Below are 14,659 nucleotides of genomic sequence, written 5' to 3'. Positions count from 1 at the left end.
ATATGACACAAAACCAGGTACGCCAAAAAAATAACAGCAAAAGCGCATCCAATATGGGTGCGCTTTTTTGTGTTCGTTTTGTTTTTGAAGCCATTTATGGTGCCTGCCACATTTTTTGGTGCCTGGCACCATTTCCTTCTATCCGGGTGCCAGGCACCACAATGACTCATCGCAGTGCCAGGCTTTATGTTCATCTCTTCACATTAAAAAGAAGACCCTCTCCTCTTTATTGAGTAGCAGGGTCCTCTACATCTTGAAATTTCATAAATTCTTCGTAAGATACCATTAAATAATTTCGCAACATTTCCGTATCCACTAGTGGATCTGGTTCGTTATTTATATATGCACTGTGCGATGTCCACAAATGATTAGATAACAGACGTTTTAAATTCGCTCTTTCAGGGTTCTTGTGTACATACTTACAAGCAGTCAAAAAATACTCACTATTAAGGATAATTTCATCATGATACCTTCCTTGAAACAAATGACCGGTATACTCATATTTGGAATTAAAATACTTGGAATATTTCGTGTGGAGTTGCTGGAGGATAGAACTCGGTGGGGAATGATTGATCTCAATAATTAAATGGACATGATTACTCATTAAACAGTAAGCATGTAATTTAAATCCATGAACTTCTTTCACTTCTTTCAAATAACTTAAATAGGATAATCGGTCTGTATCATTTAAAAAGATATTTTGCCTTCGGTTTCCCCTAGCAGTAATATGAAAGATTGCACCTGGGAACCAAAAGCGTTTCTTTCTGGCCAATAAAACTACTCCCTTCATGAATTTCTATAAAATACAATTCGACATAATCCTAATTAATCCTCTTTTTACCGTAATCTTTACATGGTGTTTCCCCCGTTGATTTTTGTGTACCATTAGGGTGCCTGGCACCCTACCAATGCTCCCCAGTGCCTGGCACCCTACCCACGCTCTCCAGTGCTTGGCACCCTACCAACGCTCTCCAGTGCCTGACACCCTACCCACGCTCTCCAGTGCCTGGCACCCTACCAACGCTCTCCAGTGCCTGGCACCCTACCAACGCTCTCCAGTGCCTGGCACCCTACCAACGCTCTCCAGTGCCTGGCACCCTACCAACGCTCTCCAGTGCCTGGCACCCTACCAACGCTCTCCAGTGCCTGGCACCCTACCAACGCTCTCCAGTGCCTGACACCCTACCCACGCTCTCCGGTGCCTGGCACCAAAAAATGTGGCACCAACAACAAAAATCAAAAGACAAAAAAGACGACCACTTCGGTCGCCTTTCCGCTTCATTTGATTAAATTCGGATGCCCTTGTTGCCTCAAAGCCTCAAAAAGAATGATAGAGGCTGTATTTGACAGGTTCAGGGACCTTACTTGATCGGTCATCGGTATTCTCAAACAACGGTCCTCCAACCCTTCTAACAAGCCCTTAGGAATCCCGTCACTTTCACGGCCGAAAATGAACAACAAATCCTGCTCAACATCACTAAAGTCAAAATCTACATAGGATTTCGTGCCGAAATTTTCAATATAGTAAAATTCGCCATCTGGAAATGCCTCGTAGAGTTCCTGAATGGAATCGTAGTAATTCACACGAACTTTATGCCAATAGTCCAACCCTGCACGGCGGACCATCTTATCGTCGGTCGAAAAGCCTAAGGGACGAATCAGATGCAGTTCAGAATTGGTAGCAAGACATGTACGGGCGATATTTCCGGTGTTTGCTGGGATTTCCGGTTGAAAGAGTACAATATGATTAGGCATGCGTTTCACCTCAGTCTTATCTTAGTCAACTAGACTATTATACCATACTCCTCAGCCGTCGATTTTATAAAATTTGTACTGAATATCAGGCGTATAAGCGGTAGAGTCTTCATACGCCCAGTAGCGGTGCCGGCTGTTGGATGTATGAGCATTTACAAGCGGCATTCCATTGGCATCTTTTTTGACGACAAAGGTGTTGTGATCAAACCTTCCATCCCCCTGAAAATCATAGCAAATGATGTCACCTGGTGAAAGTTGTTCGGCAGAGGAAACTTCTGTTGCTGTGAGTCCTTTTCTCGCTCCTCCCAAATACCACCGCAGCGCATGTGCGACCGTCCAGCTATAGCTCCAGGTTCCGCTTCCATACCACCAGCCTCTCGTGCGGTTAGGTGCCCCCCAGGTGGTCGCTCCACCTGCTCGTATGCACTGGGACACATAATTCGTACAATCCACATCAAAGCTTTTATATGCTGGATTGTAGCTGTCCCACCAACGGTCCGCATAGCGAACAGCTTCCCTGCGGTTGTAAGTGGATCTTGAGAGTTCTCGATCTTGATCCCCCGTAAAATCCATAGGCAAAGGCTTGGAAATCTGTATCCCTTCAAACATCTCTGTCATCACTTTGTGGTCGAATAACTCTTCCCCGATGAACCGCGCATCGCCATGATAATGACCTTCTTCCAAGAAGTCATATCGCCCAGACTTAATAAGAAGTGATAAAGTCAAAAGATACTGAATGTGTGTTTGATTTTCATAGGCGACGCGATGATAGGGATGTATGTTAAAAGTCAGGCGCTGCAGTCGTTGCCCCCGTTCTTCAATGCCGTCTACTTTTTTTCTTAACCAATGATGATCTTCCTGATCGAACAATCGATCCATGACTCTTTCCCAGTACACTTGCAGTTGATATGTATGGCTCATGCCTCTCCCCTCCTATTAACATCTTATGAAATGCAAAGAAGGACATGAACAGCAAAAAAAGCAGCCTCCATTTGGTGGAGCCTGCTTTATTGGTTTTGTTTGATCGTTTGATGCTCTTTTTCAAATTCCAATAGTTTCTGCTTTTTATCTAAACCGCCGGCATAACCGACCAACTTGCCGTTACTTCCGATAATCCGATGACAAGGGACAATGATGGAAAAGGGGTTTTGATTCACCGCTCCCCCTACAGCTCTGATCGCTTTCGGAGCATGCATGGAAGAGGCGATGTCCTTATAGGACCTGGTCTCCCCGTATGGGACATGATGGAGAAGCGTTCTCCATACTTGTCGTTGAAAGTCAGTGCCGTAGCAGTTTAAAGGCACATGAAATTCGTTCCGATGTCCTTCAAAGTAGTCGGAGAGTTCTTGTTTCGTTTGTGCTACATATTTGTGTTCGGGGTCATACACCAGTTCACCTTTGAGAAAATGCTTCTTTTTCCAAGATTGATAGGTAGCGAGCCGGTCTTCATAATGACCATAGTCGATTCGACAGACGCCTTCATCATTCGCTAGTACAGTCATTGGGCCCAAAGGAGTTTCGAAAGTGTCATAGTATAAGAACGATTGATGGTTCATATTCAACCCCTTCTTCTTTTACAGTTTTTTCTATTATACAAGAGCTTTCTTATATTGAAAAGGTACATTTGGTTACTGTTCTTGAAATTGGACGCCCTTTTCCATTTCGTAAAGCACTTGTTCATTCTCTTCTCTTCCCATTGCTTCCTCGATGGCTGCAAAGCATTCGGGTCTTCCGATCTTCCCAAGCCCCCAGGCAGCCGTTCCACGAATGACAGGACGTGGGTCTTCCTTCATCAAACGAATCAACTCATCAATAGCGGTTTCATCCCGGTAATGCGCCAGAGCAAGAATAGCGTTTCGTTGGATCGGTTTTTTTCCACGCCACGAACCTGAAATGAAACCGAATTTCTCTTTGAATTGCCGGTTTGAAATGGATAGCAATGGGGTCAATTTCGGCTTGACGATTTCAGGATCTGGTTCGAACTCTTCATGATTATGAAAATCCTTCTTCCGGTTTTTTGGACAGACAGTCTGGCACGTATCACAGCCATAAAGACGGTTCCCGATTTTCGTCCGGAATTCATCCGGCAAAAAATCCTTCGTCTGGGTTAAAAATGCGATACAACGATTGGCATTCAACTGTCCCCCCTGAACGAGGGCATCCGTCGGGCACGCATCGACACAGATGTTACAGTCCCCACAACTGTCATCGACCGGTTCATCCGGAGCAAATGGAATGTTCGTAACCAACTCCCCAAGATATACATATGAACCAAATTCAGGAGTGATCACGGCACAATTTTTTCCACTAAAACCGATGCCCGCTCGTTCTGCTACGGCACGGTCAGAGAGCTCCCCCGTGTCGACCATCGATTTCAATTCCACATCCGGAAATTTTTCCTGTAAAAATGCTCCCAAACGGTTGAGGCGATCACGAACAACATCATGATAATCCTGTCCCCAGGAAGCCCGGCAGAAAATACCCCGCCGGTCTCCTTTTTTACTTTTAGGAGCATCATGCATTTTCGAAGGATAAGCCAGGGCGATGGAAATAATGGATTGAGCACCGGGAAGCAATCGGCCAGGTTCTGTCCGCTCTTGAACAGACCCTTTTTCAAAGCCGGACTGATAGCCAAGTTCCTGCTGCCGTTTCAGTCGCGCTTTCAATTCACCGAAAACGTCGGCGGAAGCAAATCCAATTTTGTCAATGCCGATTTCTTTACTGTAGGCAATAACTTCCTCTTTAAATTGATGAAAATCCACCCTGACACACCTCCTTTCTATCTTATATCTTTCACTTTCGCTGTCCGGATCCGGTTCAGCGTCGCTGCAATTTCAAAACGTCTCGGTCTAGCCAGCTCACCTGGGTGCTGGTCTTTGAATGGGGCAAATGAAGCGAGACCTTCTTGATCCAATTGATGTTCAATCATATCAAGGAGTTCATGAAGAGAATTTCCACGCTTCAGTACGCCTTTTTTATCTATATGAAGCAGTAAATCAGCAATCATCCTTGTCTGTGATGCATCGACGAGCTGTTCCACATGATCTAACGCTATGTCTTCACGGCCCATCAAAATCTTATGCATTCCTTTGGCCTGGACTTTTTCTTTCTTCCCTTTACGTGTCTGCAAGCTTTGAGGTAAAAAGGAACGTTTCGGGACAGCTCCGAAGGCATCATCATCCGATTCCATCCGGCCATTTGGATACTTACTCGCAATTTGCTTCGCTTTTTCCGTGACATTATGAGGAAGATACTGATCCATCATGATGACATCATCAGCGACATGAAAGTAATCCCCAGAACCACCCATAACAAGAATAGTAGAAACTCCTAATTCATCGCGCATCTGTTTAATTTTATCGATGAACGGGGTAATCGGTTCTTTCTCTTTCACAACGAGCTCCTGCATACGCTCATCCCTGATCATGAAGTTTGTTGCACTCGTATCTTCATCAATCAGTAAGCTCGATGCCCCTGCTTCCAAGGCTTCTATGACATTCGCCGCTTGTGACGTACTGCCACTGGCATTCTCTGTTGAAAACCTTGTCGTATCTGTCCCATGAGGAAGGTTTTTAATGAATGGAGAGATGTCTACCGTGGATACTTGGCGTCCATCTTCCGCTCTCACTTTTACAGCAGAAGGATCTGTCAGCACATACTCACGGCCATCCCCTTCTATATGAGGATACACGCCACGCTCCATGGCATTCAACAGGGTACTTTTACCATGATAACCGCCACCGACGATTAACACAATTCCCCGCTTCAGAGCCATTCCCGTAATCGGTTCATCCCTGTGAGGAAGGTCGATCGTCACCCGATTGGATTCAGGGCTCTCAAAAGGTACAGCATCTCGCATAGGTCTTTGACTAATGCCACTCTCCCGTGGAAGGATCGCCCCATCGGCAACAAAAGAAATCCAATCATTCTTCTTCATTTCATCAAGAATCGTTTGATGCTGATCGGCGAGTTGGCATACCGATTCGATTGTTTTATCTTTTATAGCAAAAACAGATTGGTTCATGATTTCTGGAAGAATGGAAAAGAAAAGCTTTTCCGCTTGTTTCCCATTGATCCGCCTACCATTAGCCGGCAGACCGACCGTAAGACAGACCGTCATATCCTCAGCATTCAAAGAAACGGACGTCCGTTCCAGAATTTCCTGTCCCGGTTGATCAATCGCAACCATTCCACTTTTTCCTGAACCTTTTACACTTGTTTGAGTTTTATGAATGGTCTTCGCAACCGCTCTTGTTATCTGATCTTCTGCATAATACTTCCTTCGAGCATCTTGTTTCCACTCAGGAGAGATTCTCCGCTCAGATTCCGGAATACGAATGCGGATTTTAGAAGGAGCCGCAAAAGGGTCTCCCTGGACATAATCAATCATCAAATCATATCTCTCGAATGAATACGTCCCTTGAATTTGTTTATAAGCTTTATAGCTTTTTCCATCGATTTGTTTTAAATGTTGCTGCAATTTTTTCATCATGGATTCCTCCCTTGAACGAATAGGTCTATTATAGGGTTTATCCAAATTTCATCAATAAAAAACGCAATGCTTCGTTACCCATTTAACGAAACACTGCGTTGGTTCACATAAGTATAAAATAATAGCATTGGAGCGGGTGAAGGGAATCGAACCCTCGTCATCAGCTTGGAAGGCTGAGGTTTTACCATTAAACTACACCCGCATAAATGAAAATTCATTATTCTTGTTTTGTAGATATTCAATCGATGCCCCAGTTGTTCGAACAACCCTTATCGTTTATATTTGTAATGATAACATTCGAAATCTAGCGACGCAACATGAAATTTACGATTTTTTGTCGAAAATTAACTTCTTCTTTACTTTAATAGTTTCATAATTACGCTTTCACATAGTATACCAAAAATCCTCTCTTACTAAACGACACATTATTGAAGACTCAGTTTCAAGACATTATGTAAGGTGGATCGGACAAGGAGTCACACCATCCCCCGCCGCTATCCCATGAAAAGCGACTTGTTTTCCCAACCATCATCCGCTCACATAAACATCTCGAAACCGAGTCTGCCATAATCATGCCGTATAGCTGAAGGTTCATAAACGAAAAGAACTGTAGAAAACTTAATTGGTGATATTAACTTTTCTTGGATTGATAAACATAAATCATGGAGAAAACGAGAAAGGCAATGAAGTGAATGGAGTCGATAAACAGTTTAAAGAGATCAATGAGTGTGGTGGAATCCATAAGTGTCACCCCCAACAACTATTTAACCGCATCCGCTAAACATCGTTACTATGAAAATGGCAGCGCTTGAGAGGGTTTACTAGTTTCAATTTTGCAAGTAAAAAGACGCTTTCCCTTACCATGCCTCATTTTCTCTTTATTATTCTGAGATTTTTCTTTTTAAGACTTTCGGCTGGGTGGTCATCACCACTCCAAGGATAACAAGCAGCGCTCCAGTCACTTGTGCGACGCTTACCTTCTCTCCTAACCAGAAATAGGCCCCGGTCATTGTCACTACAGGGAGAAGGTTAAGAAATACAGAAGCTTTAGAAGCCCCTAAACGTTCGACAGCTGTATTATAAAACAATAAGGCAATGAAAGAAGGAAAGATACCGAGATAAAGGAAGCCTAAAATATTGGAAAGGTTCCATATAGATGGGATTCCATAAACCAGCCATTCAACCGTTATAAAAGGGAATAGGATGACTAAAGACAAACCTGTCATGACCAGGATCGTTCCTAATGGTGGAAACATAGACATCACTTGCTTAACGACAAGTGAGTACACAGCCCAACAAATAATAGCACCGACCATAATTCCATCACCGATGTTCCATCCTAAGTCAGCTAAATTGAACAGGTTTCCATTCATCACAACCCCTAGAGCTCCCAAAAGCGATAAAGCTATACCCACCACTTGTAAGGCGCTTAAATGTTCTTTCAAAATCGCCCAGCTTAATACCACGGTCAACACTGGGATGAGTGTTTCGAGAACAGATACATTTGTGGCGGTGGTAAATTGTAATGAAGCATAAATGAACGTATTAAAAAAAGCCACGCCTGTCACAGTCATGACTAACAACGGCTTATAATATTTAAAAAAGACAGGTTTAGCCTTTCTCGCACTTTTGTATCCTACAGGAAGTAAAAATATAAAAGCTATAACAAGCCGAAGGTAAGCAATCGTGAATGGTGGGAGGTCATTCAGTGCTTTACCAGTAAGAATGTTCCCCCCATAAAAAATGACGACTAAAATGAGCAGTATGTATGGATACACTTTTCTCCCCCTTCCCCTGACTACTAAGAATAAAATGATACACACATAATACACCGGGGAAGAGCTCATCCCCCGGTGTATCATCTTCTTTTCACTTTTTTACATCTATAAGATAACCGTACTCTTCAATGCAGCGATTAAATTTTCAAAGTCTTCCTCGACTTGCCTTCCAACATCATCCCGTTGGTAATCTTTGTTTTGTTTTTTAGAGCTTTCAGGCTCTATCAATAATGTGCGTCCCTCCATAAAGGTGATTTCAATCTTACGTGGAGGGGTGTTTTCTGACAAACTGTAGTCTTCGAAGTATTCCTTCATAGAAATAATACGATCTGTAAACAAGGTTTCTTTTTTCAAGGCCATGTCCTGGGAAAGGCTGAGCACCGTTAACGTCCGGTCGTTACGATTCACAATAAACAATTGTTGTTGATCAGAGTCGATGACTTCTAACAAACGGTATTGGTCTGATTCGAATAACTCCTCCGTAAATTCAAGAATTGCCGCGGTCTTCAAATGACTTAACTCTTCCGTACCCAATCTTTCTTTTAAATGGATGGACATGTATTTGTAACCTCCTTAAGAATTTGTTCATACTACTCATCCCCCTTACCTTGTAAGTGAAAACGTGAAACGAGTAAAATAAACAAATTTTACCACAAAGAAAAGGGGGCGGGGTTCCGAATGGCTGATTCATTCGACAAACTTCCCTTTTTTATGTGTATAGATAGAGGTGTCCTATAATGGAAGCCCATTAGTGAAGGAGGACAGACGCCGATAAAGATTGACCTTGAAACGGAATAACTCCATGTTGTTTAAGATCTCCCCCACCTCCATCCTCCTTATTTCAAAACTTTTGTGATTTAGGGAAATACACAAGTCCTATCTTCTATGGTACGTGCACTTTTAATCGGCAAAATAAAAACGAATACAAATAAAAGGACACTGATTTCTCATTCTATGTAAAATTGGCCGGACCACCTTCTCCATTAAATTTTACAGCCGCTCAGAAAGAACCTTAAAGGACTCAACCGCTTCTTTGTAATAGGTGAACTGACGATTTTGAATGGTTCGCTCTAGTTTTTTGAGAGCAATAGAGGCTAATTGCTTTAAATCCTCATGACTGGTCATCTCCATCAGCTTTTTAATCATTACTTGCTTTTCTTTCGTGTCTTCCTCTAATTCCTTCCATTCTTCATCTGTATCTACGTGATGTTCCCCCAAGTCCGCCTCTACTCCCCGTCCAAGACCATCGATCAACTGTTTCATTTCATCATTCTCATCCACACTTTCCCGAATGGACCGTAGTGTTCTGGTATCCACAAGCTCTTCTTTCACTACCGCTTCCATTTCTTCCGTCTCTGCTTTATCAATAATCACCGTTTGGTAGGATTGCTGATCATCATTTGGCAGGGCTTGCACATTCACATTTTCCTGCTGATCGACTTCAGTTATCTGCCACACTCCAAAACCTAATGCCAATACACCGAGAATGGAAGTTCCTTTTACAAACTTACTCATTTTCCATCCCTTTCTCATCTGTTTTTATAATTTTGTATTTTCCGACATTTCGTTGTAACGTAATTGTAACATTCCATGTAATAACAGTAAATAAAAAAGAGAAGCTGTATGGAAGCTTCTCCTTTGGATCAATCTATAAGTTTTCTAAAAATAATCGAATGACATCCGCACCGCCTATGAATGTCCCTAATGAACTTCCGATATTCGCAAGAACAACAACAAGAAGGATACGAGTCACTTTATTGTTCCAGAACCCCTTGACACTTGTTACATCATCAGACAACGTTTCAAAGTCCGCTACATTCGGACGTCGGAAGTAGGCTTGTACAATTCCTGCAAACCAGCCTGCCGCAATCAATGGATTTAATGAAGTAATCGGGGCCATAATAAATGCTGACACAATAGCTAACGGATGGGCAAGGGCAGCTGCTGCTCCAATAGCCGAGAAAGACCCGTTCCAAAGCACCCAGCTGATGGTTTGTTGTGTGCCCGCCGCCGGATTCGAAAAGAAGGTATAAAGAATGATGGATACAATCAACACCGGGATACTCCACCCAATGATTTTCGGCACCTTCGATTTAGGAGGCCTTTGTTTCAGCTTTTTCAAATCGTGTTCTTTATGGATTTCTTCCTTTATTCCAGGTACATGGGCCGCACCGAGTATCGCGACTACTTTTTCTCCGGGTGCATCTTTAATTTTCTGTGCAAGATACTGGTCCCTTTCATCAATGAGTGGTTTCTTCAACTTTGGAAAGTTATCCGTCAAATCCTGCAGCATCCCATCAAGCATATCCTGGGATTTCATCTTTTCCAACTCTTCTTCAGAGATTTTGTCGTTACTGAAGATGCCATAAAAGATGGACAATAACAGCTTCATCTTCCCTCCAAAGCCGATGTTACCCCATATTCTTGAAAAAGTAATCTGAATATTTCGGTCAGCTAACACTAACTCTGCTCCGATTTCTTCAGCTGATTCAATCCCCTGAATCATTTCCTGACCCGCTTGGATACCGAACTGCTTCGCCATACGACGTTGAAATGAGGAAATCGCTAAGTTGACGAGTAACAAGGTGGCTTTTTTATTCTTAATCACTTCAAAAATATCTGTGTTCTTCCAGCGATCACCATTTTGGATGGACTGAAACCTCTGCTCATCAAGTTCGACACAAACCGAATCCGGTTGCTCTTTTTCAATGACACTTTTGACTTGTTCAGCACTTGCCTTTGAAACGTGAGCGGTGCCCACAAGAACGTATTCCTTATCATCTATGTGAATTCTCGTAATATTTTCTTCCAATGCAGACATCTGAACCTTCCTTTTTGCTTTCCGTTTATTTTCTCTCCACTCTCATATTAAACTAGATGAGTCCAAATGAGAATGCTTTCGCCTAAAAACATGTCATTGACAAGCACCTTCAGGAAGGATAGAATCTCCTATAATTATATAAACCAATCAACCTTGCGTATAAATTTGGAAATAAGGTCCAAATGTCTCTACCGAACCACCGTAAATGGTTTGACTACGAGAGGGATTTTTTAATCCTTCTCTTGTTTTCTGCACACGCAATGGCTTTAAAAAGAGGAGGAACAGAACGATGAATATTGAATCACTAACGAAAAAGATAAAGGTAGCAAATAAAGAATGTCCAGCAGACCTAGTCATTAAAAATGCGCAAATCGTTGATGTCTTTAATGGGGAAATCATTCATAAGGATGTCGCGATTGTCGATGGGTTCTTTGCAGGTTTAGGAGAGTACGAAGGAAAAGAAGTGATCGATGCTCAAAGACAGTACATGGCACCTTCTTTCATTGATTCTCATGTCCACATTGAATCATCCATGGTTCCGCCTTCGGAGTTCGCTAAAGTCGTCATCCCCCACGGTGTGACCACAGTTATTACCGACCCTCATGAAATTGGAAACGTTCTGGGAGCAGAAGGCATCCAGTTTATGCTCGATGACGCTAAGGATCTTCCTATGGACTTTCATTTTATGCTCCCTTCCAGTGTTCCCGCCACCCCTTTTGAAACGTCAGGGGCAGAATTACACGCACCTGACCTTCAACCTTTTCTTGGTGACTCACAAGTCCGGGGACTCGGAGAAGTGATGGATTATTCATCACTCCGAAACGCTGATCCGCGGTTATTAGAAAAAATCGCACAAACGATAGAAGCGGGTGGTTATGTCGACGGACACCTTGCTGGTTTGAATGAAGATGCGGTCAATCTATATTCGAGTGCAGGGGTTCAAACCGATCATGAATGTAATACTGCAGAAGAAGCCCTCGCACGCCTTCAGCGAGGCATGTATGTGAGTATCCGTGAAGGTTCCGCTGCCAAAGACCTGCAAGCCCTTTTGCCTGTAGTGAACGAAATGAACGCCAGACGTTGTCTTTTCTGTACAGATGATAAACATATCGATGACCTTTTAAATGAAGGAAGCATCGATCATCACATCCGTTTAGCTACAGCCCAGGGCTTGGACCCCATCACCGCTATCCAAATGGCCACATTAAATGCGGCCGAGTGTTACGGACTTCATGATAAGGGAGCGATTGCGCCAGGCTACATGGCCGACTTCCTATTTTTTAAAGACTTACACGCACTGGAAGTGACACAAGTGTTTAAGAAAGGAAAGAAAGTGGCTTCCCATGGAACATTAGTAAAGGATCTACAACCTTCGTCTTCAAGTTCTCAAAAAATCACAAACAGTGTTCATATTCCAAACCTTTCAAAAGCACAAATGCGTATACCTATAAAGGATTCCCAAAAAGGAAACATCATAAAAATAAACAAAAATCAAATTAGAACGGACCACCTTATTGAAGAGGTTGAGCTGGAATCAGGCTCCTTTCAACCTTCTGTAAGCAAAGACCAATTAAAGTTGGTCGTCGTAGAGAGACACCACCAAACGGGTAACATTGGACTTGGGATTGTAAAAGGGATGGGGCTTCAAAGAGGAGCTATAGCTACAACCATTGCCCATGATTCTCACAATATCGTAGCCGTAGGTACAAACGATGAAGATCTCGTCAAAGCTATCCAACACTTAGGGAAAATCGGCGGGGGAATGACCTTATTTCATGAAGGGAGCCCCCTCTCTTCGTTGCCCCTTCCGATCGCTGGATTGATGTCAGATCAAGGGTACGAGGAGGTTGCTCATCAATTAGTAGACATTCACAAAGATCTGTCTACCCTTGGCTTTACAAATGACTTTAATCCATTTCTCACCCTGTCGTTTCTGACGTTGCCCGTCATACCCAGCCTGAAGCTTACGGATAAAGGCCTTTTTAGCACAAAAGAAGCGAAACACATCCCTGTATCGATTTAACAAAAAGTAAGAAGCCAGGCGACCGCCTGGCTTCTTACTTTTTCCTTAACTGGAGTTGGACTTACCCGTCATCTCTCTGCTCACTTTTTCAACAATCCGGGAAAGGTCCTCATCGATTCTTGCACCGCTGAACCTCAAGACTGTCCAACCATGATTTTTAAGATAAGATTCTTTTTCCCACTCTTGTTCCCACACATCGGAAGAAATGAGAAAATCATGCTCTACGGCTTCCACCGCAATTTTCAATTTTGGAAAAGCGACATCAATCGTGTACTGATCCACCCGATAACCCAATGTAGGCTGTAAACCATGAGCAAGAAAACCTTCATATAATCTCCGGACTAAATTTGAGCCGATTCCATCAGCATCCATTTCCTCTGGCTGCTCCTCATTTCTGACTCTTAGTGTCAGCAAAACGGCAAGGATCAATAAAGTCATAAAAGCCGCGTACTCGATAAACATGGTTATGTTCATATTCATCACCCACTACCATTCTATCCAATTGACCCCTGTTCTTATTCATACGATCTACACTCTATGACCTTTTCATTTTAAACAGAAAAAAAGAAGCTGTAGGTTCCCTGCAGCTTCTTAAAACTTTCAAGACACACAACCCTTACCATCTGATTTATGTCTGATGTATGTGATTATTTTATACAATCGTTTCTATTTGATTCGTTACTTAATTTGTATAGGAGTTTGGAATGGATTGGTCCATGTCCCCGATGCGGCGTACCCCTTCATAAACATGATTCTCTTAGCAGCATGTGAAACAGAAGAAGTACCACAAGAGGTAGAAGCTGTGAAAGCAGATGAAACGGAAGAGTACGATGATAAATTCAACGATAGAGATGGCGACGTCATTGAAAAAGCAACGACAGCAAGCGATCCAGACTCAAATGAAGAGGAATACGAAAGTAAGTATGACAAAAGGTTAATGGTATTTATAGAAGACGGAAAAGTTCTTACGAAACTGGTCACGTGGATGGTGAAAAACCATATCCATATGGAACACAGTAGCCGAGATTGCCGACGTCGCAAGGACATTTCGTGCTTTCATCCATCAAAATCCCTCTACTTTGTCTCTTAAAGAATTGTTATTAAATCCAATCTCTTTATTAGACGTAAAGAGTGAAAGAATAGTTTGTTATATTTGAAATTTCTAGTTCACGCATCTTTAAGGCGTTCGTGATCATTCATGTCTTTGTTGTTCATGATGTTTCAAGGATTGATCGTCTTACAATGTATTCGCCTAACGTCGTATTAAACGCAAAAAAGACGCTGCGACGGAAGTCACAGCGTCTTTTTTCTATGATTCTTTTAGTACCGGTGGCCGGGGTCGAACCGGCACTCCGTGAGGAACACGATTTTGAGTCGTGCGCGTCTGCCAATTCCGCCACACCGGCATGTGTCTATGGAGGCGGCAACCGGAATCGAACCGGTGATAAAGGAGTTGCAGTCCTCTGCCTTACCGCTTGGCTATGCCGCCATATCACGTTCAATTACGATTGTATCATATTCAAGTTCAGCTGAATATGTGAATTTTTTGGAGCGGGAGACGGGATTCGAACCCGCGACCCCCACCTTGGCAAGGTGGTGTTCTACCACTGAACTACTCCCGCAATTAAAGTGGCTGGCCCAGCTGGATTCGAACCAGCGCATGACGGTACCAAAAACCGTTGCCTTACCGCTTGGCTATGGGCCAATATATCTTTTGCTTTATGATTATAAATGGGGCGGCTGATGGGAATCGAACCCACGAATGCCGGAACCACAATCCGGTGCGTTAA

General features: G+C 43.0%; 13 protein-coding genes, 6 tRNA genes and 1 riboswitch (1 of these 20 only partly in view). Of the genes, 2 read left to right on the top strand and 17 right to left on the bottom strand.

Annotated elements, in window-relative coordinates:
- Positions 1–226 precede the first annotated feature (226 nt).
- The 11 genes from ACJA3J_RS05280 to ACJA3J_RS05230 all read right to left on the bottom strand — a co-directional run bounded on the left by ACJA3J_RS05280 (position 227) and on the right by ACJA3J_RS05230 (position 10,846).
- The gene (locus ACJA3J_RS05280) at positions 227–772 is read right to left on the bottom strand and encodes a transposase (protein ID WP_406945695.1); all 546 of its coding nucleotides are present in this window, start codon (positions 770–772) and stop codon (positions 227–229) included.
- Between the two features lie 506 nt (positions 773–1,278).
- Positions 1,279–1,755 carry a tRNA (uridine(34)/cytosine(34)/5-carboxymethylaminomethyluridine(34)-2'-O)-methyltransferase TrmL gene (trmL, locus tag ACJA3J_RS05275; RefSeq protein WP_089654801.1) on the bottom strand — a complete coding sequence of 159 codons (477 nt, stop codon included), beginning with the start codon at positions 1,753–1,755 and terminating at the stop codon, positions 1,279–1,281.
- A gap of 51 nt (positions 1,756–1,806) precedes the next feature.
- Positions 1,807–2,676, bottom strand: a complete 870-nt coding sequence (locus ACJA3J_RS05270) for an amidase domain-containing protein (RefSeq protein WP_406945694.1) — start codon at positions 2,674–2,676, stop codon at positions 1,807–1,809.
- A gap of 86 nt (positions 2,677–2,762) precedes the next feature.
- A complete protein-coding gene (locus tag ACJA3J_RS05265) occupies positions 2,763–3,311 on the bottom strand; it encodes a methylated-DNA--[protein]-cysteine S-methyltransferase (protein WP_089654799.1) in 549 nt (182 codons plus the stop codon).
- A 72-nt stretch (positions 3,312–3,383) separates the two neighbouring features.
- Positions 3,384–4,517: a tRNA epoxyqueuosine(34) reductase QueG gene (gene queG, locus ACJA3J_RS05260; protein WP_406945693.1), complete on the bottom strand. Its 1,134-nt coding sequence runs from the start codon at positions 4,515–4,517 to the stop codon at positions 3,384–3,386.
- 17 nt (positions 4,518–4,534) lie between these two features.
- A complete protein-coding gene (locus ACJA3J_RS05255; protein ID WP_406945692.1) occupies positions 4,535–6,244 on the bottom strand; it encodes an ABC-ATPase domain-containing protein in 1,710 nt (569 codons plus the stop codon).
- Positions 6,245–6,375: 131 nt separating this feature from the next.
- Positions 6,376–6,449 (bottom strand) — tRNA-Gly (locus tag ACJA3J_RS05250).
- Positions 6,450–7,128: 679 nt separating this feature from the next.
- Entirely contained in the window at positions 7,129–8,025 is an 897-nt protein-coding gene (locus ACJA3J_RS05245; RefSeq protein ID WP_406945691.1) for a DMT family transporter, read from the bottom strand.
- A gap of 105 nt (positions 8,026–8,130) precedes the next feature.
- Positions 8,131–8,583: a hypothetical protein gene (locus ACJA3J_RS05240; RefSeq protein ID WP_406945690.1), complete on the bottom strand. Its 453-nt coding sequence runs from the start codon at positions 8,581–8,583 to the stop codon at positions 8,131–8,133.
- 432 nt (positions 8,584–9,015) lie between these two features.
- Positions 9,016–9,540, bottom strand: coding sequence for a hypothetical protein (locus ACJA3J_RS05235; protein ID WP_406945689.1), 525 nt, complete (start codon positions 9,538–9,540; stop codon positions 9,016–9,018).
- Between the two features lie 133 nt (positions 9,541–9,673).
- Positions 9,674–10,846, bottom strand: a complete 1,173-nt coding sequence (locus ACJA3J_RS05230; protein ID WP_406945688.1) for a TraB/GumN family protein — start codon at positions 10,844–10,846, stop codon at positions 9,674–9,676.
- Positions 10,847–10,981: 135 nt separating this feature from the next.
- Positions 10,982–11,083: riboswitch (purine riboswitch) on the top strand.
- Between the two features lie 52 nt (positions 11,084–11,135).
- Here ACJA3J_RS05230 and ade point away from each other — a divergent pair.
- Positions 11,136–12,869 carry an adenine deaminase gene (gene ade, locus ACJA3J_RS05225; RefSeq protein ID WP_089654793.1) on the top strand — a complete coding sequence of 578 codons (1,734 nt, stop codon included), beginning with the start codon at positions 11,136–11,138 and terminating at the stop codon, positions 12,867–12,869.
- 45 nt (positions 12,870–12,914) lie between these two features.
- Here ade and ACJA3J_RS05220 read toward each other — a convergent pair whose 3' ends face one another.
- Positions 12,915–13,343 carry a DUF559 domain-containing protein gene (locus ACJA3J_RS05220; RefSeq protein WP_167356133.1) on the bottom strand — a complete coding sequence of 143 codons (429 nt, stop codon included), beginning with the start codon at positions 13,341–13,343 and terminating at the stop codon, positions 12,915–12,917.
- Positions 13,344–13,578: 235 nt separating this feature from the next.
- On the opposite strand from ACJA3J_RS05220, the gene ACJA3J_RS05215 reads away from it, so the two are divergent.
- On the top strand, positions 13,579–13,959 hold the full coding sequence (locus ACJA3J_RS05215) for a hypothetical protein (protein ID WP_089654791.1): 381 nt from the start codon (positions 13,579–13,581) through the stop codon (positions 13,957–13,959).
- Between the two features lie 234 nt (positions 13,960–14,193).
- On the opposite strand, the gene ACJA3J_RS05210 is transcribed toward ACJA3J_RS05215, so the two are convergent.
- The 5 genes from ACJA3J_RS05210 to ACJA3J_RS05190 form a co-directional block, all read right to left on the bottom strand.
- Positions 14,194–14,275: transfer RNA gene (locus ACJA3J_RS05210), tRNA-Leu, on the bottom strand.
- Positions 14,276–14,284: 9 nt separating this feature from the next.
- Positions 14,285–14,358: transfer RNA gene (locus ACJA3J_RS05205), tRNA-Cys, on the bottom strand.
- A 58-nt stretch (positions 14,359–14,416) separates the two neighbouring features.
- Positions 14,417–14,491 (bottom strand) — tRNA-Gly (locus ACJA3J_RS05200).
- An 8-nt stretch (positions 14,492–14,499) separates the two neighbouring features.
- Positions 14,500–14,574, bottom strand: a tRNA-Gln gene (locus tag ACJA3J_RS05195).
- 27 nt (positions 14,575–14,601) lie between these two features.
- Positions 14,602–14,659 (bottom strand) — tRNA-His (locus ACJA3J_RS05190); it runs 18 nt beyond the window's last position.

The sequence above is a fragment of the Halobacillus sp. SY10 genome (assembly GCF_045401165.1).
Classification (GTDB): Bacteria; Bacillota; Bacilli; order Bacillales; family Halobacillaceae; genus Halobacillus; species Halobacillus aidingensis.
Note: the sequence above shows the minus strand (reverse complement) of the source record. Positions and strands in the feature narration are given on the sequence as shown.